Here is a 22,992-nt window from a genome sequence, read left to right as displayed (position 1 = left end):
GTGACCAGGGACAGGCGGTACGAGCTCTGCGGGAACGACTGATGCGGACGATGACAGGACCCGGCGGGGTTCCGCACGCGATGCGTGCCGCCCGCGGTTTCCTGCTGACCGCCAGGCTGTACCTCGACCTGATCCTCCTCGCCGGTGCGGTCTGTCGCACCCGCTGATCTGCTCCACGCACCCACTCCAGGCATCCGCTCCACACGCACCGCCGCGGGCGGCCGCACCGCCTGCGGCCACTGCGGCCGGCTGGAGCTGCCTGTTCCCCACTCCGAAGCAGTCCGGACACCCTCGAGGATGAAGTGCAGATGGTGAACGTCGCACGCCTGAAACCCGTCGGCAGGCGAAGTCTGCTGCGCGGCGGAATCGCCGCCGCCGCAACAGGAACCGTCCTGAGCGGCTGCTCGGCCGGCTCCGCGTCGCCGTCACGCGGCGAGAGCGGGGTGGTGCGCTACCAGGGCTGGTCCGGTGAGGTGCTATACCCGGAGCTGGCCGCCGACCTGGGCCTGCTCGCAGATGTGCGGCTGGAGTGGATCGGCAACACCACCAGCGGTCCGCAGGACATCCAGGCCACCGTCACCGGCGACATCGACATGGGCGGTGCTTTCAACGGCGCGATCATCCGGTTGATCGCCGCTGGCGCTCCGATCAAGGCGGTCGTCGGCTACTACGGCGCCGACGCCGACACCCTCGCCGGCTACTACGTGCGGGAGGGGAGCCCGATCCGCGGTCCCCGCGACTTCATCGGCAGGAAGGTCGGGGTGAACACCCTCGGCGCGCACCACGAGGACGTACTAGCCATCTACCTCGAACGGGGCGGTCTCAGCGAGGAGGAGATCCGCTCCGTGCAGCTGGTGGTGGTGCCGCCCGTCAGCGCCGAGCAGGCGCTGCACTCCGGGCAGCTCGACGTGTCGGTGCTGTCGGACATCAAGCGGGACAAGGCCGTCGCACGCGGCGGGATCCAGCCCGTGTTCACCGACTTCGACCTCCTGGGAGCGTTCACCGGCGGTTGCTACGTGCTGCGGGACGACTTCATCGCGGCCAACCCGGCGACGACCCGGACCGTGGTCGCGGCGACGGCCCGGGCCGTGCGGTGGGCGCAGACCCGCCCGCGCGAGGAGGTCGTGGCCCGGTTCACCGACATCATCCGGCGCCGCGGCCGCAACGAGGACACCTCGTCGGTGCGGTACTGGAAGTCCACCGGTGTCTCCGGCCCCGGCGGCCGCATCGCCGACCGCGAGTTCGGCATCTGGCTGGACCGCTCGGTCGAGGACGGCCGGGTGGATGCCGGGCAGCTCGAGGTCGACCGGCTCTACACCAACGAGTTCAACCCCTTCTGACACCGACGAGGCGGGGAAATCGGAGCGCCCATGACCACCATCACCTTCGACGACGTGACCAAGAAGTTCCCGGCCAGAGGGCGGAACAGCACCGAGGTCACCGCGCTGAGCGGAGTGGACCTGCGGATCGAGTCCGGTGAACTGGCCGTGATCGTCGGCCCGAGCGGCTCCGGGAAGTCGACCATGCTGGACCTGCTGGCCGGGCTCGACCTGCCGACCAGCGGGGAGATCCGGCTCGACGGCCGGCCCATCACCGGGCCGGGTCTGGACCGCGGTGTGGTCTTCCAGCAGTACGCGCTGCTGCCTTGGCGCACCGCGCAGGGCAATGTCGAGCTCGGACTCGAGGCCAAGCAGGTTCCCAAGCCGACGCGGCGCGACCGCGCGCGGGAGTACCTGGACCTGGTCGGCCTGTCCGGGTTCGAGAACCACTACCCGCACCAGCTCTCCGGCGGGATGAAGCAGCGCGTGGCCATCGCCCGCAGCCTCGCCTTCGACCCCGAGGTGCTGCTCATGGACGAACCCTTCGCCGCGCTCGACGCGCAAACCCGCGACCTGCTCCAGGAGGAGCTGCTGCGGATCTGGGAAAGCACTCGCAAGACGATCGTGTTCATCACCCACGGCATCGACGAGGCGGTGTTCCTGGGGCAGCGGATCGCGGTGCTGACCTCGCGGCCGGGGACGGTCAAGGACGTCGTCGAGGTCGAGCTTACCCACCGCCGCGAGCGCGACGACCTCCGGTCGGAACCGGAGTTCGCCCACTACCGGCACGAGATCTGGAACCTGCTGCGCTCCGAGGTGCGGCACGCCGGCGCCGAGGCGGTGGCTGAGGTTGGCTGACACCGGAGTCCGTCGCGTACCGGGGAAGGCCGCCCCCGGCACGAGCACGCGGGCAGGAGCCGACCGCGTGTTCAGGTCGGCGGCGGGGATCGTGCTGTTCCTGCTCGTCTGGGAGCTCACGCCCAGGCTCGGCGTGGTCGACAGCATCTTCCTGCCGCCTTTCAGCCAGGTCGTGCAGACCTGGTGGGAGCTGGCCGCGGGCGGTCAGCTGTGGGGGCACCTGGGCGCCAGCCTCGCGCGGTCGCTGGCCGGGTTCCTGATCGCGGTCGCCATCGCGGTTCCGCTCGGAGTGGTCATCGGCTGGTACGAGGTCGTCAGCGATCTGCTCAACCCGCTGCTGGAACTGTTCCGCAACACCGCCGCCCTGGCGTTGCTGCCGGTGTTCGTGCTGCTGCTCGGGCTGGGCGAGACGTCGAAGGTGTCGTTGATCGTGTTCGCGTGCACCTGGCCGATCCTGCTGAACACGATCAGCGGGGTCCGCACGGTGGACCCGCTGCTGGTCAAGTCGGCCCGTTCGATGGGCTTCCCGCCGTTTCCCTTGTTCTACAAGGTGGTTCTGCCCGCCGTGGTGCCGACGGTCTTCACCGGTATCCGGTTGGCGGGGGCCAACTCCATCCTGGTTCTGGTCGCCGCCGAGATGGCCGGGGCCCGGGCGGGGCTGGGCTACCTGATCAACGCCTCGCAGTTCAACTTCCAGGTGCCGCAGATGTACGCCGGGATCATCACGATCTCCCTGCTCGGCCTCGGTTTCAACCAGGCGCTGGTCACCGCCGAGCGCCGCCTGTCGCGGTGGCGGTACTGACCCGTCGGTCCACCGGACCGCGCGGCAGCCGATGTCGCCGAACGCTCGGGCCGGGCCTCCGTCACCGGCCCGGGCTCGCCGACCAGCCCGTCCAGCGCTGCACGTCGACGGCGAGCACCGGGCCCGCCGGCGGCTCGTCGCGGTGCTGCGGATAGCGCTCGGCGAGCAGCTCGACCGCCCGGCGGGCCTCCGCGTCCGCCGGGTCGAGCACGCGGCCGGTGCCGTCCGCGCGCACCCACCACAGTGCGCTCCAGTCGGCGTCGTCGTAGTGATCGGCGAGCACGGCGACCCGCGGGTTGGCCTCGACGTTGGCGAGTCTGCGCAACGCCGTGGTGCGCTTGGGCTTGGCGTCGACCGCGCTGTAGATCGTGTCGCCCTCGGTCGCGAAGACGATCGGCACGACGTGCGGTCTGCCCGACGCGTCCGCGGTGGCCAGGTGCGCCAGCCTCGCGGCGGCGAGCCTTTCGCGCGCCTCCGCGGGAGTCATTCGCCGTGCACCTGACGGATCGCGTCCTCGTAGGTGTCCAGCGCCCGCTGCACCGGACCGAGCTGGGTGGACGGCAACCAGTGCAGCACGCGCCGGAAACCGGCCTTGTCGAACTGCTCGAGAACGTGAGGATCCGCCGGCACGCCCATCACCATCAGCTCGATCGGTCGCTCGGCCCTCGAGCGCAGCTCCTCGGCGCGGTCGAGGATGCCCTCGTTGGTGTAGTTGGGCATCCAGGCGTCGCCGAAGGCGAGCACCCGGTCGAGGACCGTCGGCCCGTTGCCGCCCACGATCACCGGTGGATGGGGGCGTTGCAGCGGCTTCGGCGACGACCAGATGCGGTCGAAGGCGACGTGCTCACCCGAGTAGCTGGCCTCGTCCTGCGTCCAGATGGCCTTCATAGCCTCGACCCGCTCGCGCAGGATTCCCATGCGTCGCCGCGGGTCGGTGCCGTGGTTGGCCATCTCCTCGCGGTTCCAGCCCGCGCCGACGCCGAACTCGAGCCGGCCGCCCGACAACCTGTCGATGCTGGCGACCTCGTTGGCGGTGATGATCGGGTCGCGCTGGATCACCAGGCAGATTCCACTGCCGACCCGCAGCCGCGACGTGGTGGTGGCCGCGGCCGTCAGCGTGACGAAGAGGTCGTGGGTGTGCACGTACTTCCAGGGAAGCTCCCCGCCGCCCGGGTACGGGGAGTTCCGGCTGGCGGGTATGTGCGTGTGCTCTGCGAAGAAGAGGGACTCGAATCCCCGCTGTTCCACCACCCGCGCCAGCGAGCCGGGGTCGACGGCGCTGGGGGTGGCGAAGAACGCCACTCCTGTGTCCATCTCTTCCACGCTACCCAGGGGCCGCCGGACCCGCCTCTCAGTCGCGCTCGGTGAGCACCTGGTGCGCGAGCTTCTCCAGCGATGCGGTGATCTCCGCGGTCGAGTGGCCCAGTTCGTGCCGCCGGAACTGGAAAAGCTCGGGAGACAGCGGGGCCAGCAGCACATCGATCATGTGGTCCGCATCGGGCGCCCCCGCCTCGATGAGCAGCGTGCGCACGTGGACCCGCCAGAAGCCGTAGGCACCGGTGCGGAAGCGGGCGCTGCCCGTCTCCGCGCCCAGCGCCAGCGGCAGGTGCCGCTCGAGCAGGCCGGTCATGGCCGCGTAGAACGCGGCGAGGCGGTCGGCCGGGGCGGCGCCGGGGCCGAGCGGCGGCTCACCGCGGAGCAGGTCGTCCTGCAACCGCCGTTCGTGCTCGTCGAGCAGGGCGGTCGCGACGGACGCCGGGGTCGGGTAGCTCCGGTACAGGGTCGCCCGGCCGACACCCGCGGCGCGGGCGATGTCGCCCATCGTCACCTGCCGCGGGTCTTCGGCGGCGAACAGCCGCTCCGCGGCCTGGAGCACTCGCGCGCGGTTGCGGGCGGCATCGGCCCGCAACCGGTTCGGCTCCGACGCACCGGGAATCGCTCCCGGCGGTCGGCTCTCCGTCCTCTTGTCGACCACCAGCACATGGTAAGGGCCATCGGGGAATAACCGGACACTGCGACCGGTTAAGCGGACACCATGTCCAGTTGCGGAGGTGTCCCGTGTACCTAGTGCTCCTCGCGACCGCCCTGCTCGCCGGTTGCCTCCTGGCGGTGCAGGCGTCGGCGAACCTCCAGCTCAACTCGGCGGTGGGCACGCCGTACGGCGCATCGACCCTGCAGCTGGGCGTGGCCGCCGGCCTGCTCGCGGTCCTCGCCGCCGCCGTCGGTGCGATCGGTGCGACCCGGCTCGCCCCCGGCGTGCCGGCCTGGCACCTGCTGGGCGGCCTGGCCAGCCCGCTCTACATCACCAGCGGAATCCTGCTGTTCCCCCGGCTCGGCGCGCTCGCCGCGGTCGGCCTGTTCGTGACCGGGCAGATGTTCGCCTCGCTCGGCCTGGACCTGTTCGGGCTGCTCGGCGTTCCGCGCCAGCCGCTCACCGCAGGCATCGTCGTGGGCGCGGTCGCTGTGCTCACCGGCATCACGGTGATCATCCGCGGTCCGCGACCGGCGCGGCCCGCCATCGATCCGCGGCCGGCTCGAGCCGTTGACACGCAACCGGCTCGCGTTGTTACCGCACCACACCGGTCCGGTGGTCGAGCAGTCCGCGCCGGGTGGGTGGCGCTCGGTATCGCCGCCGGCGCGGTGCTACCGGTCCAGGGCGCGGTGAACGCAGCGCTGCGCGCCGACCTCGGCCACGCGCTCACCGCCGGCCTGATCAGCTTCGTCGTCGCGACTCTCACCATCGCCGTCGTGCTGCTGGTCCTGCTGACGCTCGGACGGACACCGCGGCCGAGGCTGGCGCCGCTCGGCCGGATGCCGTGGTGGGGCTGGCTGGGCGGTGCCTGCGCCGCCGCCTACGTCACCGCCACCTTCACGCTGATCCCCGTCATCGGCGCCGCCACCACGATCGCCCTGACCGTCACCGGTCAGCAGCTGGCCTCGGCGACCATCGACAACTACGGCCTGTTCCGGCTCCCCCGGCGACCTCTGACGCCGCGGCGGTCCGCCGGTCTCGCCCTGCTCGTCCTCGGGTCCGCACTGGTGCAGCTCACCTGAGCCACCCGGTCAGCGTCGCGTAGGCGATGATGTTGTCGGTGTAGCTCCCGCGCTTCCTGTCGAAATCGCCACCGCAGGTGATCAAGCGGAGTTCCGCGGCATCGGTGTTCCCGTAGACCGAATCAGTCGGAAAGCCGAGTTTGGACACCTGCACGACTCCGGTGACGGTGAAAACCGCCGTCCTGCCGTCGTTTCTGGCCACCAGGACCTCAGAACCGGGGGTCAACTCGTGGAGGCGCGCGAAAATCCCCTCCTCGCCTGCGCCGTTGACGTGCCCGAGCACCACCGCCGGACCCCGCTCGCCCGGCGCCGGACCGTATTGGTACCAGCCCGCCTGCATCGGCGTCTCCACCGGCGGCACCGCGACGGTGTCGTCCGGGTTGAGCCCGAGGGCGACCAACGTCGACGTGGCGTCGATCGCCGGAATCCGGATTTCCACCGGGACCGCGGGCGGCGGCGGTGTGCGCTGTTCCGCCGTCGATGCGACCGGGGGTGGTGTGGTGGTGCCGGGAACGTGCCCGGCCCCACCGCACCCGGCCAGCAGCCCCGCCAGCGCCACGGTCAGCAGCGCACGGACGTGCTTCACCGGCCGACCGCCCTCCTGGCCATGACCGAACCGAGGCCGAGCAGGCCCACCAGACCCGCGCCCCAGAACCACGGAGCCAGGTCGGCACCCGGGTCGCCACCGGTCTCGGGGGCGCCCTTGGGCGTGCGGGCGACCTGGGGCGGCTCGGTGCCGTCATCGCCGGCGTCGTCATCGGTACCCGGCGCCGGGGCGGGGGTGTCGTCGCTGCCGTCGTCATCAGCGGGATAGACGGTGAACGTGGTGCTCACGCCGTTCTTCCCGCAGCCGGCCGAGAGCGGGTAGTCGCCGGGCTCGGTGCCCGGCCCGATGGTCGCCGGTGCGACGTAGGTGTCGATGCCCGCGGGCGTGTCGACCTTCTCGAACTCACCGATCTCGAGGACCGGCGACCGCGCTCCCCCCGGCTCGCCGTAGGGGCAGCGGACCACGACGCCGATGTCGTCGCCGGGCTGGGGCCGGCCGTCGGCGGTGATGTGGATCTGCGGAGACGGCGGCGGATAGGGGGAGGTCGACTCGGTCGTGGGCTCGGCGGCGGCCACCGGCCCCACCGACATCGCGGCGACGACGCCGAGCAGGGTCAGCATCGGAAAAGTGCGTTGAGGCATGGCGTTTCTCCCTCACTCCCACCCGCGCGGCGGAGCGCCCGCGGGTGTTGCACGGGAAACCGCCCGTGAGCCGAAACGGTTGGCCCCCGATACACACCTGTGACGAGGAGTCCGCTCATCGAGCGGATTTCACGTGCGCGGGGCAACCGCCACCCGGGTCAGAACGTCCGGCCCAGACGCACGGCGGCGGTGAACGCAACGCCACTGCGAATCCGGGCCGCACATGCCCCGGCACTTGAGAATCGTTCGAACTTGTAATCATTACGCACGCACGAACTGTCCGAGAAGACGCCGACCCCCGGCGTCACAGCCGTTTCGTTGTTGCGCACCCGCCACTCACGGCACCGATAACCGCGATAACCACAGCCGCACTCCGCTGCTCGAACAATTCGGCCGCCGCAGGACCACGAAAGGGACGTTCTCCTCTTAACTTGATCCCGATCGGTCTGAGAGCTTGTCGTCGGCACATGCATGCGAGTTCCAACCCTGAAGGGCAGGAGAGCTCCACACCACTAGGGGGCGACGGATGTGACGTGGGAGCCTCCGGAACGCCTCCGCGGAATCGTTCTGTCCGTGGTGCGCATCGTCGTGTCGTTCATGTTCCTCCTGCACGGGGTGGCAACCCTCTTCGGCCCGTTCACCCCGTACGGCGAGCCGACGCCCGTGGGCCAGTGGCCGTCCTGGTGGGCCGGGCTGATCCAGTTCGTCGGGGGTGGGCTGGTGCTGTTCGGGCTGTTCACCCGGCCGGCCGCGCTCGTGTGCTCCGGGGCGATGGCGTTCGCCTACTTCAAGGTGCACCAGCCACGCGGGCTGTTCCCGATCCAGAACGCCGGCGAGCTGGCCGCCATGTACTCCTGGACGTTCCTCCTGATCGCGGCACTCGGGGCCGGGCCGTTCGCCCTCGACGCGCTGCTCCGGCAACGGCGTGGAGCGCCTGAGCGCGGATCCGCGGCCGGCGCCCGCGAAAGATGAAGAATACTCACGCGGCTCGGGCGTTCGGGGACGCGCACCATGGAGGTATCCCGAGCCACCGAGGGAGTCGCCGGAATTCGAAGAGAGGAGGTGCAGCCAATGGAATCCGACGCCACTCGTTCCGTTCTCACGTGGGAACCCCCCGAGTTCGAAGAGGCCGAGTGGGAGGCCCCTGAGTTCGAAGAGCTCATGTGCGCATCCGAGGTCACGATGTACATCGCGCGCATGGAGGCCTGACACGACGAGGAGCCGGCAGTTGTACGAACGGGCGCCGGAAGTGGAGTCCGGCGCCCTGCCATGGCCGGCGCCGAGCAACAACCAGGGAATCGAGACGGCGATGACTACGGCACTGCGATCGTCGAGCCGGCCCAGGCTGGCATCGCACGTGCGCCTGGGCATGGACCGGGTGCGCAAGCAGTACATGCTGCTGGGCCCCGAGTCGGTCATGCTCCTGAACCCGACGGGCGCGTCGGTGCTGGACCTGTGCGACGGGCGGCGGACGGTCGGCGAGATCGCCGAGGAGCTGCGCCGCCGCTACGACCGCGTGGCCGAGGACGAGGTGACGAGCTTCCTCGGGCGCCTGGTCACCAAGCGGTGGGTGGAGCTCGACGATGACTAGGCCCTTCGGGCTGCTGGCCGAGCTCACCTACGCGTGCCCGCTGCACTGCCCGTACTGCTCCAACCCGCTCAACCTCGGCGACTACCGCGAGGAGCTGACCACGCAGCAGTGGCGACGCGTGATCTCCGAGGCCTGCGAGCTGGGCGTCGTGCAGCTCCACCTGTCCGGCGGTGAACCCCTCCAGCGCCGCGACCTGGTGGACATCGTGCGCAGCGCCGCCGAACGGGGCCTTTACACCAACCTCATCACCAGCGCGCTGGGCCTCTCGCCCCGCCGCGCGGAGCAGCTGCGCGAGGCCGGGCTCGACCACGTGCAGATCAGCATCCAGTCCGACGAGCCGGCCGCGTCCGACCGCATCGCGGGCACACCGTCGTTCGACCGCAAGATCGCGGCGGCCCGGCTGGTCAAGCGCCTGGGCTGGCCGCTCACGCTCAACTTCGTCCTGCACCGCGGCAACATCGACCGGATAGCGGGCGTCCTGGCCCTGGCCGAGGAACTGGACGCCGACCGCGTCGAGCTGGCCAACACCCAGTACTACGGCTGGGCCTGGCACAACCGCGCCGCCCTCCTTCCCAGCAGGCAACAGCTCGAACGAGCCGAGACGATCGTGCGCACCGAACGCGAACGCCTCGAGGGACGGATCGAGATCACCTACGTCCTGCCCGACTACTACAGCAAGTACCCCAAGCCCTGCATGGGCGGCTGGGCCCACCACCAGTTCACCGTGTCTCCCAACGGGGACGCCCTGCCCTGCCCTGCCGCCCAGCCGCTCCCGCTACCCCGCGCGAACGTGCGTGAGCACTCCCTCGACTGGATCTGGAACGAGTCGCCCCTCTTCCAGCGCTTCCGCGGAACCGACTGGATGCCCGAACCGTGCCGCAGCTGCCCCCGCCGCGAGATCGACTTCGGCGGATGCCGCTGCCAGGCCTTCCTGCTCACCGGAGACGCGGCCCGCACCGACCCGGTCTGCGTCCTCTCCCCCGACCACGACATCGTCGCCGAAGCGGTGCGAGCGGCGAACGAGCCGAGGAGGCCGGTCGCAGCGGCGCTCACCCCACGGCCGCATCCACGGGATGCCGGGTAGGAAACGACCCCACCGCCGACGACCGGGACGCTGGAGCGGGAAGCAACGTGGACGGCCCTTTCACGCCCGGCTCGGAAAGGGCCTCCCACTTCTCGTCCGTGGCGCGCTCAGCGGGGCCGGGGAAGGTCGAGCTTCTCCCGCAGCTCCGCCAACCCCCGTGAGCATTGCTCGTTGCGGCTGTCCTCGACGTAGGTGTGGAGCGCGAGCACGAGCCTGCGGCCGCGCTCGTACCGCTCGCCGCTCCAGGTCTTCAGGCGTTCCAGTCCCGCGTGCACCGGTCCGAATTCCGCGGTGTAGGGGAACAGGTGGAAACCGACGTCGACGAGCGCGGGGCGGCTGACCTCCTTGCGGTCCAGGGCGGACTCGAAGGGCTCCCGCACCACCTCGCCCTCGCTCACCCCGCTTTCCTCCATCTGGTCGTAGACGAGGTCCAGCGCGAACGTGTCACCTGCCAGCAGCTCTCCGAACCTGACGGCGACCCACGGGTGCAGGCCCTCACTCCCACTCCTGGCCGGATGGGACTCCCGGTGCGCGTGCTGGAGCACCTGGCCCGCCCGGTTCTTCTGGTCCTGCCCGATGAGCACGTGCCCTTCGAGGTAACCCGCATAGCCCGCGAACACGCCGCCGGACATCTCACGCGCGTACCTCAGCGGCTCGAGCGCCGCGGCCGGTTCGCCGCTCTGGAGCAGGAGGTTGCCGAGCAGCAGACTGGCCAGGTCCCCGGTCTCCGTGTCGTTGTGGACGACGGCGGCCTGCTCGAACCCCTTGCGGGCCGTGTCCACGTCGCCGGTGAGTTGCGCCGCGAGGCCGCGCGGGAGCGGGTCGGAGTCCTGGGACATGAACGGCTCGATGTCCGGGGCGAGCATCACCGCCGCCAACGGACCCAGCCACGGGTCCTCTCCCGCGGCCACCTGCTTCAGCCATCTCCGGCAGGAGTCGCCGAGCCCGTTCTCGTCGAGTTCGATGCCCGCCAGCGCCATGGCCGCGTGCCCGGCCGTGGCGGTTCGTCCCGCACCGGCGATCGTGGTCAGCATCGCCTTCGCCTCCGCCGCACCACCCGCCCTGTACCGCGCCAGCTCGCGCTCGACCTCCTCCGGCACCGGGCTCAGCGGATCAGGAGGCAGCGGAAGCGCGATTCGATCGGCGTCCAAGAGGGTGTCATCGGTCATGTCGCTGCTTTCTCGCGGGAGTGATCGCACGAGAGCATGCCACGAGCGGCCGACATCTAGTCGCTCAGCGCGACATCGAACTCGACGGTGACCTCGTCCTTCACCCGCAGCGCGCCGAAAAACGCGGAGTAGGGCCTGATCCCCCACTCGCTCTGGACGACTTCCGCCGCTCCCCGGACGCGGTTGCCGTCACGGTGGCACACGAGCCGAACCGGCCGCGCCACGCCCACTATGGACAGCGTCCCGGACACGGCGAGCGCGTCGCCTTCCTCAGCCACACCGGTGGAGGCGAACTCGATTTCCGGATGACGCTCGGCCGCGAGCAGGCCGCGGATGCTGCCTTCGATGCTGCGCTTGTCCGAGTCGGTGAGCGGCTTCGCTCCCCCTTCGCCGCTACGCACTTCTAGCCCGTCGACATCGACGCGCACGCGCACGGAGCAGGCGGCGAGATCCGACGGATCAACCTCGGCGCGACCTCGCCACCGGGTGGCGACGATCGTGAGGTCGTGACCGACCGCCGCACCCACGCCCGCGCGGAACGTCCGCACGAGCAGAGTGCCTGCGCCCGGTCCGAGCTCGAAACCGCCCGCACGCAGAGCCACCAGCTCATGGTATGACCGGACTGGCGGAAAGGTAACGTGCGCGAGGAGCGTCCGCGGCGCGGGAAGGACGGTGCGAGGTGAGCGCGAAGCCCAGCGCCCGGGAACTGGCGGCAGCCGACGGCGCCACGGTGCCCGACGTGCTCGCGCCGGGGCTGCGGGTGCTGTTCTGCGGCATCAACCCCGGCCTGTACTCGGCGGCCACCGGCCACCACTTCGCCCGACCCGGCAACCGGTTCTGGCCCGCCCTGCACGTTTCCGGCTTCACACCACGGCAATTCCGCCCGGACGAGCAGGAATGCCTGCTCGACCACGGGCTCGGCATCACCAATCTCGTCGCCCGCGCCAGCGCCCGCGCCGACCAGCTCGGCAGCGAGGAACTGCGCGCCGGCGGAGCGCGGCTGCGGGAGGCGGTGCGCCGAACGCACCCTGCCTGGTTGGCGGTCGTCGGCGTCACCGCCTACCGCACCGCCTTCGACGAGCGCCGCGCCGCGGTCGGCCCCCAGCAACGCGCGATAGGTACTACCCGGCTGTGGGTCCTGCCGAACCCGAGCGGGCTCAACGCGCACTACAACCTCGAGCGGCTGTCCGAGGAGTTCGCCCGGCTACGCAACGCCGTGGAAGGTCCGTAGCCGCAAGACCACCCGCACAGTCCCCTTGGGACCGCGAGTCACGTGGTTCAGGCCTCGCCGTCGGCTCCGCTCAGGCCGCCCGCGAAAACGGGCAGCATCCGCACCACGTCCGGTGGCAGGCCGATGCCGTCCTCGCTGGCCGGGTTCACCGCCAGCCACATGTCCTCCGACGGCCAGTTCGCGGCCAGCTCGGCGAGCGGAACGCGGATCGCGGTACTGACGTCCGCCCCGGCCTCCTCCAGCGCTTCTTCGGAGGTGAAGACCGGGATGTACTTCTGGCCTTCCTGTTCGATGACAGGCAGCGCGACCGTCCCCTCCGGCTGCTCCTCGTCGTCCGCGGACGGGGCTTGCGGCAGCAGGGCGGAACTGGTCGCGAGCTCCTGCAGGACGGACTGGGTCTCGTCCGCGTCCGCGCCCGCGGCCACCGCGTCTTCGGCCGACGTGCGATCGTCGGGAGCTGAAGATGTCATGACTGGGTCCTTTCCTCGACGGGTGCTCCTGGCGACCTGCCAACGCTCTCACACCAGCACGCGCACCGGCACACGAGGCACGGGTTCCGGGCGACTGCTCCGAGCCGGTCGGGGCGCCCGCTATGCGGTTGATCGCGGGACGTGCGCAGGAGCCACCGCCGGTGTCCGATGCCACCTTCACCGGTACCGGCATCGACCGAACACGCACCCGTCGCCAACGGTACGGCGCTGCGAGCACGAATGCGAACGCCGTGCGCCACCAGACGGGGTTTCCGAGCCTGTCTCCGATCTTCGAAGCGGCGAAGCCGCTCGGCCCACCCCCACAACCGGAGCCGTCACGCAAGGTGAGTTCCGAAGACACGCGCTCAGGCGTCGCGAGCACAGCGGAAACCGGTGTTGCCGCTGGTGCTCTCGGGCGTGTTGTGCGTACGGGCGGCGACCCGGTACCGGTTGCAGTAGCTCTCGTGGCAGAGGTAGGACCCGCCGCGCAACACCTTGCCGACCATGGTGTCCGGGCCCGTGCGGTTGCCCTGGGGCGCGGCGTCGGAACGCTCGACGGTCCACCAGTCCGCGCACCACTCCCAGACGTTGCCGGCCATGTTGTAGAGCCCGAAACCGTTGGGCCTGTAGGCGTCGGCCGGTGCGGTGCCGCGAAAACCGTCCTCGGCGGTGTTCCTGGTGGGAAAATGTCCCTGCCAGATGTTGCAACGGTGCTCACCACCGGGGGTGAGCTCGTCGCCCCACGCATAGCGGCGTTGCACCAGTCCCCCTCGAGCCGCGTATTCCCATTCGACCTCTGTGGGCAGGCGCAGACCCGTCCAGTCGCAGTAGGCGGCAGCGTCGTTCCAGGACACGTGCACCACCGGATGGTCCTCACGGCCGCGCGTCGAACTGCCGGGCCCTTCCGGTGCCGCCCAGCACGCGCCCTCGACACCGCACCACCACGGTGCGCTTTCGGGCCGTGGCGACACTCGGCGGAGCGCGCCGGGGAGGAACGCGGCGAACACGTACGACCAGCCGAACCGCTCGGCCTCGGTGCGGTAGCCGGTGCCCTTCGCGAACCGGGCGAACTGCTCGTTGGTCACGACCCGCCGAGCCAGCCGGAACGGGGCGACCCGCACCTGCCGGACCGGGCCCTCACCGTCGGCGGGATCCCCTTCGGCGTCGTCGGTTCCCATCAGGAACTCGCCACCGTCCAACGTCACCATGCCGGCTACCGCACCGTCGTACCGCCCTGCCGGAGCCGTTCTGGTCCGTGCTGCGACGACGCCTCGGGCGGGAGTGCAGCATTGCCCGCCGGACCGGTTCGACATCGACATGGGAGAACTCCTGCGACTGTCGTCTCGTTGGCGACCCCGCAACCCGGGCACGGGGCTCATCAGCCGCCGTTGGCGGTCCGGAATGTGTGCAGGTGGTCGAACGCGGCCGTGGCACCGGTCGCGTTCATCGACACCAGGCCGATCCTGAGCGGGCCCCTGCGCGGCATCGACCAGGTGCCGCCCCAGGTCCAGTGCACGCCGTCGGTGCTGGACCCCGCGCGAACGTCGTGGGCACCGGTGGCGGAGTTGTAGTGGTACGCCAGCCGCAGCCAGGTCACCGCGGCGGGCGGGCCGCCGAACATCGGTCCGTAGAAGACCGGGGTGGGCGGCGTCGTCGTCGGTCGTTCCCCTTCCTTGGCGAACTCGGTCTGGTGGAAGACCGCGCCGTCGCCCTCGGTGACCGGCAGGACGGAGTGGACCAGTTTGAAGTAGCGGTCGTCGTTCTCGTACAACAGGATTCCCGCCTGCTGGGCCGGTTTCGTCCCGTCGAAGGCGAGCTTGGTCTCGACGATGAAGTCCCCGGGCGGCGCGTCGCGCAGCAGGACCGGAGCCGTGTTGGTGCCGTTGAACAGCTCCGCCCCCTGGGTTGGCCAGGTGAGCCTGCCCTCGCCCTCGGTGGCCGATCCTGCGCCACCGCGGATCCAGCTCCACGCGGGGTCGGTCTCCTCTGGACTGCCGGTTCCACTGAAGTCGTCGGAGTGGGCGGGCAGCGGAGCTCCGGGGAGCGGGTCGGGAACCCGGGTGGTGACAGGCTTGTGGAGCGGTGCCGCGCCGAGGTTGTCGGCCACGGCCGGTGCGCCCCTCGACGCCACCCCGACCCTGCCTTCCTGGAGCTTGGAGTCGTGCAGCGGCACGGACACGGTCGCCTGCGCATCACCCCGACTGTCTTCGGACACCTCGGCGGTCAGCGCCGAGCCCCGCACTTCCACAGCGAGGTCGTGCCACGCCCGGTGGTCGAAGGTGGACGGCAGCGCCGCGCGTCTCGTCGTGGTGGCACCGTCATCCGTGACCGACACCGTCAGCGCGTGGTCCGCCCGGTCGATCCACGCGGTGATGGAGTCGCGAGGGTCGCGGGCCGAGATGACGAGACCGACCGCGCCGCCGGAACCCGCATCGGCGAGCTTCAGCCTCACCCCGGCCCGGATGTCGCCACCGATGCGGCCAGGGGCCAGGAGGACCGATGTCCCGGCGGGCGATCCGGACTGGGTGAGGACCCCGCCGGACGCGGGTTCCTCGGTCAGGGACCACCGCGCGGCCGGATCCCCTCCTGGCGTCCAGCCCCCGAGTCGTGCGGGACCGTTGAAGGTGCTGCCGACCGCCGCCCTGGTGACCGGCGCCCGCTGCGGGCCGCTCGACGGGCCCGCCCCGCCCCGCAGCACCGGCCAGCCGTCGACCCAGTCCAGCCGGTCGATCAGCATCGGCCTCTTGCTGAGGGCCGGCTTCGTCCCGTCGGCGGTGTCGACCGGCGGGAAGTCCGGGTCCGCGGCGGGAATGGCGTGGTACACCAGCCAGTCCTGGCCCGACAGGTCGGTCTGGACGGCGTTGTGGCCGGGGCCGACGAACCCGTTCCCGTTGGCCGCAGCCACGATGCCGCCCTTGCTCGAGTAGTCGGTCAGCGACTGGCCGTCCTGGGTGACGAACGGGCCGAGCGGGTTGTCGGCGCGCCCGACCTTGACCGAGTACCCGCTGAACGCGCCCTGGCAACAGCCACCGTCGGAGAAGAACAGGTAGTAGAAGTCCCCGCGCCGCACCGGGAAAGCGCCCTCCGCTCGGCGGCCGCGGGCGACGATCGTGGTGGGGCCGGCCAGCCGGGTCGCGTCGGCGTTCATGGGCGCGACGCACATGGTGTCGTAGCTGCCCCAGTACAGGTGGTGGGTGCCGTCGCCGTCGGTCACCATCGCCTGGTCGATCGTGCCGATGGGGTTGGTGGGGCAGCCGTCGGCGAGGGTGACGACCAGGCCGCGGTCGGTCCACGGCCCGGTGGGCGTCGGGGCGGTGGCGAGCGCGACCCCGCCGCCGGACAGGCCGTAGGTCAGGTGGTAGGAGCCCGCGACGTAGCGGATGTCGGGCGCGAACGGCCTGGTCCCCGCCGGCCACCACGCCGGGCGCCCGCCCGCGGTGTAGACGTCGCCCGCGTACGTCCAGCGGACCATGTCGGCGGACCTCAGCACGGGGAGGATGTGCTCACCGGACTCCCCACGGCTGTTGAAGATGGGGTTGGTCGTGCCGTAGGCGTACCAGTCGCCGTCACCACCGCGGATCACCGTCGGATCCGGGAACGTGTCGACGGTCCCTTCGGTGACCGGGTTGGTGTAGGTGCCGGTGGCCGTCGGCACGGCCGGAGCGGCTTCGGGTGCGGTGATCAGCAGCGGCACGATGACGACAGCCGCCAGCAAGCGGGCCGCGCGCGGGGATCTCACGGTCGTACCTCCCGGGTGAAGGGCGGATGCCGCCCGGCATGCACTGCGGACCGCTCAGGACTTGGTGTTCTGGTAGGTCGACTCGTCCAGCCCGCTCAGCGTCGGGTCGTACTCGACGTCCCCGACGTCGTACATCGATGTCATCCAGTGGTAGAAGTTGTCGCCGCGCCGGCGCAGGATCTCGTAGAGCCTGCGCATCAGCCGCGTCCGCACCGGCTCCAGCTCGGGGTGCGGGTAGCGGTTGACCAGCTCGTCCGGGTCGTCGTCCAGGTCGTACAGCTCGTTCACCGAGTCCGGGTTGACCACGAGCTTGTACCGGTCGGTGCGCAGCATCCGTTGCGGGTACGGGAAGTGGTGGCCGTGGAACTCGCAGACGATGTCCTCGTCCCAACCCCCGCCCTCGTCCGAACCGGACACCAGGGGCAGCAGGCTGCGCGAGTCCACCGCGGGCGCGGGGTCGATCCCCGCGAGATCGAGGATCGTCGCGGTGCAGTCGAGGAGGCTGACGAACTCCGAGCGCACCACTCCCCCGGGCCGGCCCGGCACCCTGACGATCCCCGGTGTCCGGTAGATGTCCTCGTACATGGCGGGACCCTTGTCGTGCAGGCGGTGTGCGCCGGTGAACTCGCCGTGGTCGCAGGTGAAGAAGACCGCCGTCTCGTCGGCGAGGCCCAGGCGCCGCATCGCGGCCATGACCCGGCCGATCTCGTGGTCGATGAGCGCGACGTAGCCCCAGTAGACCGCGATCAGCTTGCGGGTCGTCTCGATCGGCATCGTGTCGAACGTCCAGTGCGCGCTGTAGTTCCGCTGCACCGGCGGCTTGCCGTGGAAGGTCTCGGCGACCGAGCGCGGCAACGGCACGTCCGCGGGATCGAACAGGTCGAAGTAGGAGTCGGGGAGGACGTAGGGCAGATGCGGGCCGAAGAAGTGCAGGGCGAGGAAGAACGGCTTGTCCCGTTCGCGCACGTCCGCGGCGTAGCGCTCCATCATCTCGATGGCCCGGGTCGCGAGGTAGTGCTCGAAGGTCGCTTCGACCGGCTGGTGGAGCCGGGCGGCGAGCAGGTTGCCGGGACCGCCGTTGGGCAGCGTGCCGCGGATCCGGTCGCTGATCTCGTACGGCGGGAAGCCGTTGCCTGCCAGGTAGGCGAGGTAGTCCGGGTGGTCGACGGGGTTGTGCCACCCCGGCAGGTCGGGGCCGTCGAACCCGAAGTCGCCCGCGGTCCTGGCCGTCCCGACGTGCCACTTGCCGACCAGCCCGCAGTTGTACCCGTTGTCGCGCAACGCTTCGGAGAAGGTGAACTGCCCGTCCGGGAGATCCTCGATGTAGCCGACGTTGCGCTCGTAGTTGGCGAGCAGCTTGTGCCGGAACGGTGCTTTCCCGGTGAGCAGGCTCGCTCTGGCGGGCGTGCAGATGGCGGTCGGGGTGTACCAGCGGTCGAACCTGGTCCCGGTGCTCGCGAGCTCGTCGAGGTTGGGTGTGCGGGCCTGGGTGTTGCCGTACGCGCCGAGCGTGTCCGCGCGGTGCTGGTCGGTCATCAGGAACAGGATGTTCGGCTGTTTCATGGCCGGCCCGCCGAGGTGAACAGGTCGCCGGTGTAGTAGTTCGCGGGCCCGACGCTCTGCTTGAGCTGGCCGGTCCCGGTGAAGTAGCCGTCCATCCCGGACATCCACCGCTCGATGGTCCCGTCGCCGGTCATCCGGTCGAGGTCCTCGACGCCGAGGACCTTCACGTTGGCCGCGTCCGCTCTCACCTGGGCCTCGTCGACCTTGAGCAGTTTCGCGGTGAGCCTGATGGTCTGGTCGGGGTTGGCCGACCGGTACGCCATCGCGTCGCGGAGCACGGCGATCACCTTCCTGGCCTTGTCCGCCTGCCCGGCCACGACGTCGTTGCCCGCGACGAACGCCGTCGGGAACTCGACCTGGCCGGCGAAGTCGGAGTTCTTCGCCAGTTCGACCAGGTCGGGCACCTGCTTCTTGATCGTGGCGATCGCGGGGTACCAGAACCCGGCCGCGTCGATCCTCCTCGCGGAGAACGCCGACACGATCGTCGAGGCGTCCATGGGAACCACCCTGACGTCGTTCTTCGTCAGCCCCGCCTGCCGGAGTGCGAGGTCGAGGATCATCTCCCCGGACGTGCCCTGGGGAACGCCGATCGTCTTGCCCCTGAGATCGGCGATGGTGGCCGTGCCGGGCTGGGCGATGACCCGGTCCGCGTTGCCGAGGGTGTTGAGCGCGACCACCTTGGCCTGGCCGGAGGCCGGCAGCCACATCGCCCCCGGGCCGATGTAGCCGAAGTCGAGGTCGCCGCTGCCCAGCGCCTGGATCTGCAGCGGGCCGTTGGTGAACACGCTGGTCTCGGCCTCCAGCCCGTGCTTCGCCCACAGGCCCTGGTCCTCGGCGACGGCGAGCAGGCTCGCGCCGTTGAAGTCGCCGATGTAGCCGAACCGGACCTCGTCGGCCGCCGCCGGGCCGGATCCGCTGCCGCACCCGGTCAGCGCGGCGGCGCCCACGAGCCCGGCGAACAGCGCGCCGAGCAGCCGCTTCCTGATGGCCATGGTGTCCCTTTCCTGGGTCAGTCCGCCGTCGACGGCGCGGTGGCGCTCGCGGGGCCGGGTTCCTGGTGGTAGACCGAGTTCCACACGCGGTTGCGCAGGGCGGTGAACTCCGGGCTGAGCCGGACCTCCTCGGTGCGCGGGTAGGGCAGGTCGACCTCGACGACGTCGAAGATGCGTCCCGGCCGGGACGCCATGACGACCACCCGGTTGGCCAGGAACACGGCCTCGTCGACGTCATGGGTGATGAACAGGACCGTGCGCCGTTCCCTGCCCCACGCCCGCAGCAACTGCTCCTGGAGCTTGACCCTGGTGAGGGCGTCCAGCGCGCCGAAAGGCTCGTCCATCAGCAGGATCTCGGGGTCCACGGCGTAGGCGCGGGCGATCGCGCACCGCTGGCGCATGCCACCGGAGAGGGCTTTCGGCAGCACGTCGGCGAAGTCGGTGAGCCCGACGACGTCGATGAAGTAGTCCGCCCGCTCGCGCCGCTCCCTCTTCGGCACGCCGGCGATCTTCAGGCCGAACTCGACGTTCCTGCGCACGCTCAGCCAGGGGAACAGGGCGTACTGCTGGAAGATCACCCCGCGGTCCGGGCCGGGGCCGTCGACCGGGACACCGTCGACGAGTGCGCTGCCCGCGGTCGGCTCCTCCAGCCCGGCGAGGATGTTCATCAGGGTGCTCTTGCCGCACCCGGACGGGCCGACGACCGTGACGAACTCGTTGTCGGCGATGTCCAGCGAGACGTCGTCGAGCGCGACGAACCGGTCCCGCCCGAGGGTGAAGGTCTTGGTCACGCCGGTCACCGCGATCTTCGCGGGCCGCGAGGTGTGGGTGGTCCGGGCGTTCACGGCCGCTCCTGCCATCCGGTCAGCTTGCGTTCGGCGAGCAGGAGCAGCCGGTCCATGACCAGGCCGAGGATCCCGATCGTGATCAGGCTGACGAAAATCGTCGGGAGGTCGTAGTAGAGCTGGGCGTTCTGCATGCGGTAGCCGAGGCCTTCCTGCGCCGCGATGAGCTCCGCGGCCACCAGCGTCGCCCACGCCGAGCCGAGCCCGACGCGCATTCCGACCAGGATGAACGGTGACGACGCCGGAACGACCACCCGGCGGAAGATCGTCGCGTCGCCCGCGCCGAGCACCCGCGCGGCGTTGATCAGCGTCCGGTCCACGGTGACCACCCCCTGCAGCGTCGAGATGACGCAGGCGAGGAAGGCGGCCAGGAAGATCACGAAGATCTTCGGCACCTCGCCGATGCCCATCAGCACGATCGCGAGGGGGATGATCGCCAGCGGCGGAATGGTGCGGAAGAACTGCACCCACGGCTCGGTCAGGCTTCGCACGAGCCCGTACCAGCCCATGAGGAAGCCGAGCACGATGGCCAGCGCCGTGCCCAGCGCGAAGCCCGCGAGGACCCGGGCGAGGCTGGCCGAGGTGTCCTGCAACAGCGTGCCGTCCGCGATCATCTCCCCGGCCTTGCCCGCCACTTCCGGTGGCGCCGGGATCCCGACCCCCAGCGCCGCCAGCGCCCACCACAGCCCGACGCCGAGCAGGACCGACACCGCGTTGAGCGCCAACGGCACCGCGAACCGGCGGCGTCGCGGTGAAGGGGCGCGTTCGGCTTCCAGCACCGCGCTGCGCTCGCTGAGGACGGCCATGGTGGGAGCTCCTTACGCCGGCAGTGCGCTGATCCGCGTGGTTGCCGGCTCCGGATAGCCGGCGAACAGCGGCGAGCTGTGGAAGAGCGCGGCGAGCGCACCGAGGGCACCGTCGTCGTCGGACAGCTGGGCGCACCGGATCGCCGGCTTCGCCGCGGCCCACGGGAACAGCTCGGTGGCGACGGTCGCGGTGACCTGGGCGACGATCACCGGCGCCAGGTGGGCGATCTCGCCACCGATCACGACCTCGGCCGGGTTGAACGCCATGGCCACCATGCCGACGACCCTGCCGAGCGCCGAGGCGGCCTCGCGCAGTACCTGCTCGACCACCGCGTCCCCGCGCTCGACCGCCGACCGCAGCTCGACCAGGGAGCCGACATCGGCGCCGCGCACGCGGCAGGCCGCCAGGATCGCCGGAACCGACGCGACCGTTTCGAGGCACCCGGCCTTGCCGCACCGGCACGGCGTGCCTGCGGGCTCGATCGTCACGTGGCCCAGCTCGCCTGCCAGTCCCGTCGCGCCGCCGACCAGGCGGCCACCGACCACGAGGGCGCCGCCGACTCCGTCGGACAGGCGGACGTAGAGCAGGTCCTCGACCGTGCCGCCGCCGGTGATCGCCTCGGCGAGAGCGGCGAACCGGGTGTTGTTGTCCACGATCACCGAGGCGCCGAAGCGCTGCGCGAAGGAGACGTCCACGTCGTCGCGCGCGGCGGCGAACCCCGGCCCGAACGCGCCTTCCGGGGCGTGCGGAGCGGAGGATCTCGGGTACGGCCCGGTGACCCCGATGCCGATGCCCTGCAGGGCGTGGAAGTGCACCCCGCACTCGTCGCCGAGCCGGTCGATGAGCCCGAAGGCAGCCGAGACCCGCTCCGGCCAGCCCGCATCCTCCTGGTAGCGCTCGCGACCCGACGCGACGATCTCGTGCGAGGCGTCGGCGACGGCCACCCGCACCCGGCGGTGCCCGAAGTCCACGCCCATGAACTGCCCGGACCTCGGATCGAGCGCGAGCCGCTCGGCGGGCCTGCCGCTGCCCGCGCGGACCGCCGCGTCGGTGTCGACGACCACGATCGCGCCACGCCGCAGGAGCTCCCGCGTGATCTCCGAGACCGTGGTGCGCGACAGCCCGACGATCCTGGCGATCTCGCCCCGGCTCAGCGCGCCCCGCTCGCGGAGCGCACGCAGCACGCGCTCCTCGTGCGTGCGGCGCACGAACGCGTGCACCTCGGTGGGCGTTTCCATGCTGACCATGCTCGGCACGCCCAATTATTCAGGCAAGGCTCCGACAGAATTCGCTCGCGATGTGATCCTGTCAGCCGCACCGGGCAGGTGGGCGCGTCCGTCGCGGGCAGCCCTGCGGTGACGCGCCTCGCACGGGCCGGCCGCGGGATCAGGTCAAACGCCCTCGAGCGCTGTTCCTACCCCGGTCGTTGCTTTCCGCCCCTGTTCCGGGGCTCGGGCATTCTGGGAATTCAGAACGGCCCGCGATGTTTCCGCTGGTCGGCTCAGCCCGTCTCCACCAGGTCGGTACGAGAGACGAGTTCGGTGAAGGTGCAACGCTGTCCAGTGCTTTCCTCGCGATAGAGCTCGCCGGACAGGTGAACCCACGTGCGGGCGTGGTTGTCGGTTACGTGCGGGTGGTCGGCGGGAACGGAAGCGTGCGCTCCGGCCAACCAGCAACGTCGTGCAGACATGAGCCGTTCGTCTTCCTCCTGGGCGTAGTGGAGTTCGTCCAGTGCGATTCGCCGATGTCCGGGCCTCGCGTGAACTCAAGCACAGTTCCGAAAAACGTACGCCGTCGCATCGACCGCCGACGTTGTCGCATCAGACGACATCTGGCGACTTCGGTCGTGGAGCCGCACAACGAGGAGCCGCCGCGCCGGGCGAGCCAGGACACCCGGCCGGAAGACTCGCTCACCGCAGAACGTCACCGCCGGAGAGCACGATCGACTCGCCGGTCATGAATCCCGCGTCGGGACCGGCGAGCCGCAGAACCCAGCGTGCGATCTCCTCGGCCGCCCCGACGCGGCCCAGCGGAACCGACGCGGCGGCAGCGGCCCGGAGCCTTCCTTGGGCTGCGCACGATGGTTCCCCTGCTGCGCAAGGGAACGCGCAGCGCCGTCGTCAACACCTCCTCCATCTTCGGGCCCTCAGGAGCGATCGGCTACGCCTACGCCGCGAGCAAATCCGGGCTGCCGGGCCTGAGGCGCACGGCGGCTCTCGAACTCCCTCCCGAAAGCATCCGCATCAACGCCCGGGTACCGGGAGGTGTCAGCACACCGCT

General features: G+C 70.6%; 25 protein-coding genes and 2 pseudogenes. 11 read left to right on the top strand and 16 right to left on the bottom strand.

The window, feature by feature from the left end:
* Positions 1–41 precede the first annotated feature (41 nt).
* From HUO13_RS38105 to HUO13_RS16890, 4 genes are all read left to right on the top strand, one after another.
* The gene (locus HUO13_RS38105; protein ID WP_282976718.1) at positions 42–167 is read left to right on the top strand and encodes a hypothetical protein; all 126 of its coding nucleotides are present in this window, start codon (positions 42–44) and stop codon (positions 165–167) included.
* A gap of 141 nt (positions 168–308) precedes the next feature.
* Positions 309–1,340: an ABC transporter substrate-binding protein gene (locus HUO13_RS16900; protein WP_211902272.1), complete on the top strand. Its 1,032-nt coding sequence runs from the start codon at positions 309–311 to the stop codon at positions 1,338–1,340.
* A gap of 30 nt (positions 1,341–1,370) precedes the next feature.
* Complete coding sequence (locus HUO13_RS16895) at positions 1,371–2,177, top strand: ABC transporter ATP-binding protein (protein ID WP_211902271.1); 807 nt, start codon at positions 1,371–1,373, stop codon at positions 2,175–2,177.
* Positions 2,178–2,244: 67 nt separating this feature from the next.
* On the top strand, positions 2,245–2,979 hold the full coding sequence (locus HUO13_RS16890; RefSeq protein WP_211902270.1) for an ABC transporter permease: 735 nt from the start codon (positions 2,245–2,247) through the stop codon (positions 2,977–2,979).
* 61 nt (positions 2,980–3,040) lie between these two features.
* Here the strand turns inward: HUO13_RS16890 and HUO13_RS16885 are convergent, their stop codons facing one another.
* From HUO13_RS16885 to HUO13_RS16875, 3 genes are read right to left on the bottom strand one after another with little or no spacing between them, the layout of a single operon-like run.
* Positions 3,041–3,466: a TIGR03668 family PPOX class F420-dependent oxidoreductase gene (locus HUO13_RS16885; RefSeq protein WP_211902269.1), complete on the bottom strand. Its 426-nt coding sequence runs from the start codon at positions 3,464–3,466 to the stop codon at positions 3,041–3,043.
* Entirely contained in the window at positions 3,463–4,293 is an 831-nt protein-coding gene (locus HUO13_RS16880; protein WP_211902268.1) for an LLM class F420-dependent oxidoreductase, read from the bottom strand. The genes HUO13_RS16885 and HUO13_RS16880 overlap by 4 nt, the downstream gene beginning before the upstream one ends.
* 37 nt (positions 4,294–4,330) lie before the next feature.
* Positions 4,331–4,960, bottom strand: a complete 630-nt coding sequence (locus tag HUO13_RS16875; protein WP_211902267.1) for a TetR/AcrR family transcriptional regulator — start codon at positions 4,958–4,960, stop codon at positions 4,331–4,333.
* A gap of 77 nt (positions 4,961–5,037) precedes the next feature.
* Here HUO13_RS16875 and HUO13_RS16870 point away from each other — a divergent pair, with 77 nt between their 5' ends.
* Positions 5,038–6,033: a DMT family transporter gene (locus HUO13_RS16870; RefSeq protein WP_211902266.1), complete on the top strand. Its 996-nt coding sequence runs from the start codon at positions 5,038–5,040 to the stop codon at positions 6,031–6,033.
* On the opposite strand, the gene HUO13_RS16865 is transcribed toward HUO13_RS16870, so the two are convergent.
* Together HUO13_RS16865 and HUO13_RS16860 are read right to left on the bottom strand one after the other, a co-directional pair.
* Positions 6,026–6,619, bottom strand: coding sequence for a class F sortase (locus HUO13_RS16865; RefSeq protein WP_211902265.1), 594 nt, complete (start codon positions 6,617–6,619; stop codon positions 6,026–6,028). The genes HUO13_RS16870 and HUO13_RS16865 overlap by 8 nt on opposite strands.
* Positions 6,616–7,221 carry a hypothetical protein gene (locus HUO13_RS16860; protein ID WP_211902264.1) on the bottom strand — a complete coding sequence of 202 codons (606 nt, stop codon included), beginning with the start codon at positions 7,219–7,221 and terminating at the stop codon, positions 6,616–6,618. The genes HUO13_RS16865 and HUO13_RS16860 overlap by 4 nt, the downstream gene beginning before the upstream one ends.
* A 573-nt stretch (positions 7,222–7,794) precedes the next feature.
* Here HUO13_RS16860 and HUO13_RS16855 point away from each other — a divergent pair.
* The 4 genes from HUO13_RS16855 to pqqE are packed head-to-tail and all read left to right on the top strand — an operon-like array spanning position 7,795 to position 9,896.
* Positions 7,795–8,193, top strand: coding sequence for a DoxX family protein (locus HUO13_RS16855; RefSeq protein ID WP_211902263.1), 399 nt, complete (start codon positions 7,795–7,797; stop codon positions 8,191–8,193).
* A 39-nt stretch (positions 8,194–8,232) separates the two neighbouring features.
* Positions 8,233–8,430 carry a pyrroloquinoline quinone precursor peptide PqqA gene (gene pqqA / locus HUO13_RS38100; protein ID WP_349253377.1) on the top strand — a complete coding sequence of 66 codons (198 nt, stop codon included), beginning with the start codon at positions 8,233–8,235 and terminating at the stop codon, positions 8,428–8,430.
* A gap of 19 nt (positions 8,431–8,449) precedes the next feature.
* On the top strand, positions 8,450–8,812 hold the full coding sequence (gene pqqD / locus HUO13_RS16845; RefSeq protein ID WP_249124926.1) for a pyrroloquinoline quinone biosynthesis peptide chaperone PqqD: 363 nt from the start codon (positions 8,450–8,452) through the stop codon (positions 8,810–8,812).
* On the top strand, positions 8,805–9,896 hold the full coding sequence (pqqE, locus tag HUO13_RS16840; RefSeq protein WP_211902261.1) for a pyrroloquinoline quinone biosynthesis protein PqqE: 1,092 nt from the start codon (positions 8,805–8,807) through the stop codon (positions 9,894–9,896). Before pqqD ends, pqqE begins: the two co-directional genes overlap by 8 nt.
* Before the next feature lie 107 nt (positions 9,897–10,003).
* Here pqqE and HUO13_RS16835 read toward each other — a convergent pair whose 3' ends face one another.
* Together HUO13_RS16835 and HUO13_RS16830 are read right to left on the bottom strand one after the other, a co-directional pair.
* A complete protein-coding gene (locus HUO13_RS16835) occupies positions 10,004–11,065 on the bottom strand; it encodes a tetratricopeptide repeat protein (protein WP_211902260.1) in 1,062 nt (353 codons plus the stop codon).
* A gap of 56 nt (positions 11,066–11,121) precedes the next feature.
* Positions 11,122–11,613 (bottom strand): YceI family protein, encoded by a 492-nt coding sequence (locus HUO13_RS16830; RefSeq protein ID WP_249124924.1) that lies wholly within the window; start codon positions 11,611–11,613, stop codon positions 11,122–11,124.
* Between the two features lie 131 nt (positions 11,614–11,744).
* Here HUO13_RS16830 and mug point away from each other — a divergent pair, with 131 nt between their 5' ends.
* A complete protein-coding gene (gene mug / locus HUO13_RS16825; protein ID WP_211902258.1) occupies positions 11,745–12,296 on the top strand; it encodes a G/U mismatch-specific DNA glycosylase in 552 nt (183 codons plus the stop codon).
* 47 nt (positions 12,297–12,343) lie between these two features.
* On the opposite strand, the gene HUO13_RS16820 is transcribed toward mug, so the two are convergent.
* The 9 genes and pseudogenes from HUO13_RS16820 to HUO13_RS38370 form a co-directional block, all read right to left on the bottom strand.
* On the bottom strand, positions 12,344–12,766 hold the full coding sequence (locus tag HUO13_RS16820) for an SseB family protein (protein ID WP_211902257.1): 423 nt from the start codon (positions 12,764–12,766) through the stop codon (positions 12,344–12,346).
* A 365-nt stretch (positions 12,767–13,131) separates the two neighbouring features.
* The gene (locus HUO13_RS16815; RefSeq protein ID WP_211902256.1) at positions 13,132–13,974 is read right to left on the bottom strand and encodes a formylglycine-generating enzyme family protein; all 843 of its coding nucleotides are present in this window, start codon (positions 13,972–13,974) and stop codon (positions 13,132–13,134) included.
* 170 nt (positions 13,975–14,144) lie between these two features.
* Entirely contained in the window at positions 14,145–16,505 is a 2,361-nt protein-coding gene (locus HUO13_RS16810) for a family 43 glycosylhydrolase (protein ID WP_249124922.1), read from the bottom strand.
* 54 nt (positions 16,506–16,559) lie between these two features.
* Positions 16,560–18,068 carry a sulfatase-like hydrolase/transferase gene (locus HUO13_RS16805; RefSeq protein ID WP_211902255.1) on the bottom strand — a complete coding sequence of 503 codons (1,509 nt, stop codon included), beginning with the start codon at positions 18,066–18,068 and terminating at the stop codon, positions 16,560–16,562.
* Positions 18,065–19,060, bottom strand: a complete 996-nt coding sequence (locus tag HUO13_RS16800) for an aliphatic sulfonate ABC transporter substrate-binding protein (protein ID WP_211902254.1) — start codon at positions 19,058–19,060, stop codon at positions 18,065–18,067. Before HUO13_RS16800 ends, HUO13_RS16805 begins: the two co-directional genes overlap by 4 nt.
* 17 nt (positions 19,061–19,077) lie before the next feature.
* Positions 19,078–19,905, bottom strand: a complete 828-nt coding sequence (locus HUO13_RS16795) for an ABC transporter ATP-binding protein (RefSeq protein WP_211902253.1) — start codon at positions 19,903–19,905, stop codon at positions 19,078–19,080.
* Positions 19,902–20,711, bottom strand: coding sequence for an ABC transporter permease (locus HUO13_RS16790; RefSeq protein WP_211902252.1), 810 nt, complete (start codon positions 20,709–20,711; stop codon positions 19,902–19,904). The genes HUO13_RS16795 and HUO13_RS16790 overlap by 4 nt, the downstream gene beginning before the upstream one ends.
* 12 nt (positions 20,712–20,723) lie before the next feature.
* Positions 20,724–21,950, bottom strand: a complete 1,227-nt coding sequence (locus HUO13_RS16785; RefSeq protein WP_249124920.1) for an ROK family transcriptional regulator — start codon at positions 21,948–21,950, stop codon at positions 20,724–20,726.
* A 672-nt stretch (positions 21,951–22,622) separates the two neighbouring features.
* Positions 22,623–22,772: pseudogene (locus HUO13_RS38370) on the bottom strand (SDR family oxidoreductase); the annotation flags it as partial.
* Here HUO13_RS38370 and HUO13_RS38365 point away from each other — a divergent pair.
* Positions 22,709–22,987 (top strand): annotated as a pseudogene (locus HUO13_RS38365) (SDR family NAD(P)-dependent oxidoreductase); the annotation flags it as partial. The pseudogenes HUO13_RS38370 and HUO13_RS38365 overlap by 64 nt on opposite strands.
* Between the last annotated feature and the right edge of the window lie 5 nt (positions 22,988–22,992).

The organism is Saccharopolyspora erythraea (genome assembly GCF_018141105.1).
Taxonomy (GTDB): Bacteria; Actinomycetota; Actinomycetes; order Mycobacteriales; family Pseudonocardiaceae; genus Saccharopolyspora_D; species Saccharopolyspora_D erythraea_A.
This window is presented reverse-complemented; position numbering and strand designations above follow the sequence as displayed.

Excerpts from the sequence above, each read along its gene's own strand:
- HUO13_RS16785 (WP_249124920.1), bottom strand. The coding sequence starts at position 21,950 with ATGGAAACGCCCACCGAGGTGCACGCGTTCGTGCGCCGCACGCACGAG.
- pqqE (WP_211902261.1), top strand. The coding sequence starts at position 8,805 with ATGACTAGGCCCTTCGGGCTGCTGGCCGAGCTCACCTACGCGTGCCCG.
- HUO13_RS16820 (WP_211902257.1), bottom strand. The coding sequence starts at position 12,766 with ATGACATCTTCAGCTCCCGACGATCGCACGTCGGCCGAAGACGCGGTG.
- HUO13_RS16790 (WP_211902252.1), bottom strand. The coding sequence starts at position 20,711 with ATGGCCGTCCTCAGCGAGCGCAGCGCGGTGCTGGAAGCCGAACGCGCC.
- HUO13_RS16800 (WP_211902254.1), bottom strand. The coding sequence starts at position 19,060 with ATGGCCATCAGGAAGCGGCTGCTCGGCGCGCTGTTCGCCGGGCTCGTG.
- HUO13_RS38105 (WP_282976718.1), top strand. The coding sequence starts at position 42 with ATGCGGACGATGACAGGACCCGGCGGGGTTCCGCACGCGATGCGTGCC.
- HUO13_RS16900 (WP_211902272.1), top strand. The coding sequence starts at position 309 with ATGGTGAACGTCGCACGCCTGAAACCCGTCGGCAGGCGAAGTCTGCTG.
- HUO13_RS16885 (WP_211902269.1), bottom strand. The coding sequence starts at position 3,466 with ATGACTCCCGCGGAGGCGCGCGAAAGGCTCGCCGCCGCGAGGCTGGCG.
- HUO13_RS16880 (WP_211902268.1), bottom strand. The coding sequence starts at position 4,293 with ATGGACACAGGAGTGGCGTTCTTCGCCACCCCCAGCGCCGTCGACCCC.
- HUO13_RS16835 (WP_211902260.1), bottom strand. The coding sequence starts at position 11,065 with ATGACCGATGACACCCTCTTGGACGCCGATCGAATCGCGCTTCCGCTG.
- HUO13_RS16860 (WP_211902264.1), bottom strand. The coding sequence starts at position 7,221 with ATGCCTCAACGCACTTTTCCGATGCTGACCCTGCTCGGCGTCGTCGCC.
- HUO13_RS16815 (WP_211902256.1), bottom strand. The coding sequence starts at position 13,974 with ATGGTGACGTTGGACGGTGGCGAGTTCCTGATGGGAACCGACGACGCC.
- HUO13_RS16805 (WP_211902255.1), bottom strand. The coding sequence starts at position 18,068 with ATGAAACAGCCGAACATCCTGTTCCTGATGACCGACCAGCACCGCGCG.
- pqqA (WP_349253377.1), top strand. The coding sequence starts at position 8,233 with ATGGAGGTATCCCGAGCCACCGAGGGAGTCGCCGGAATTCGAAGAGAG.
- HUO13_RS16895 (WP_211902271.1), top strand. The coding sequence starts at position 1,371 with ATGACCACCATCACCTTCGACGACGTGACCAAGAAGTTCCCGGCCAGA.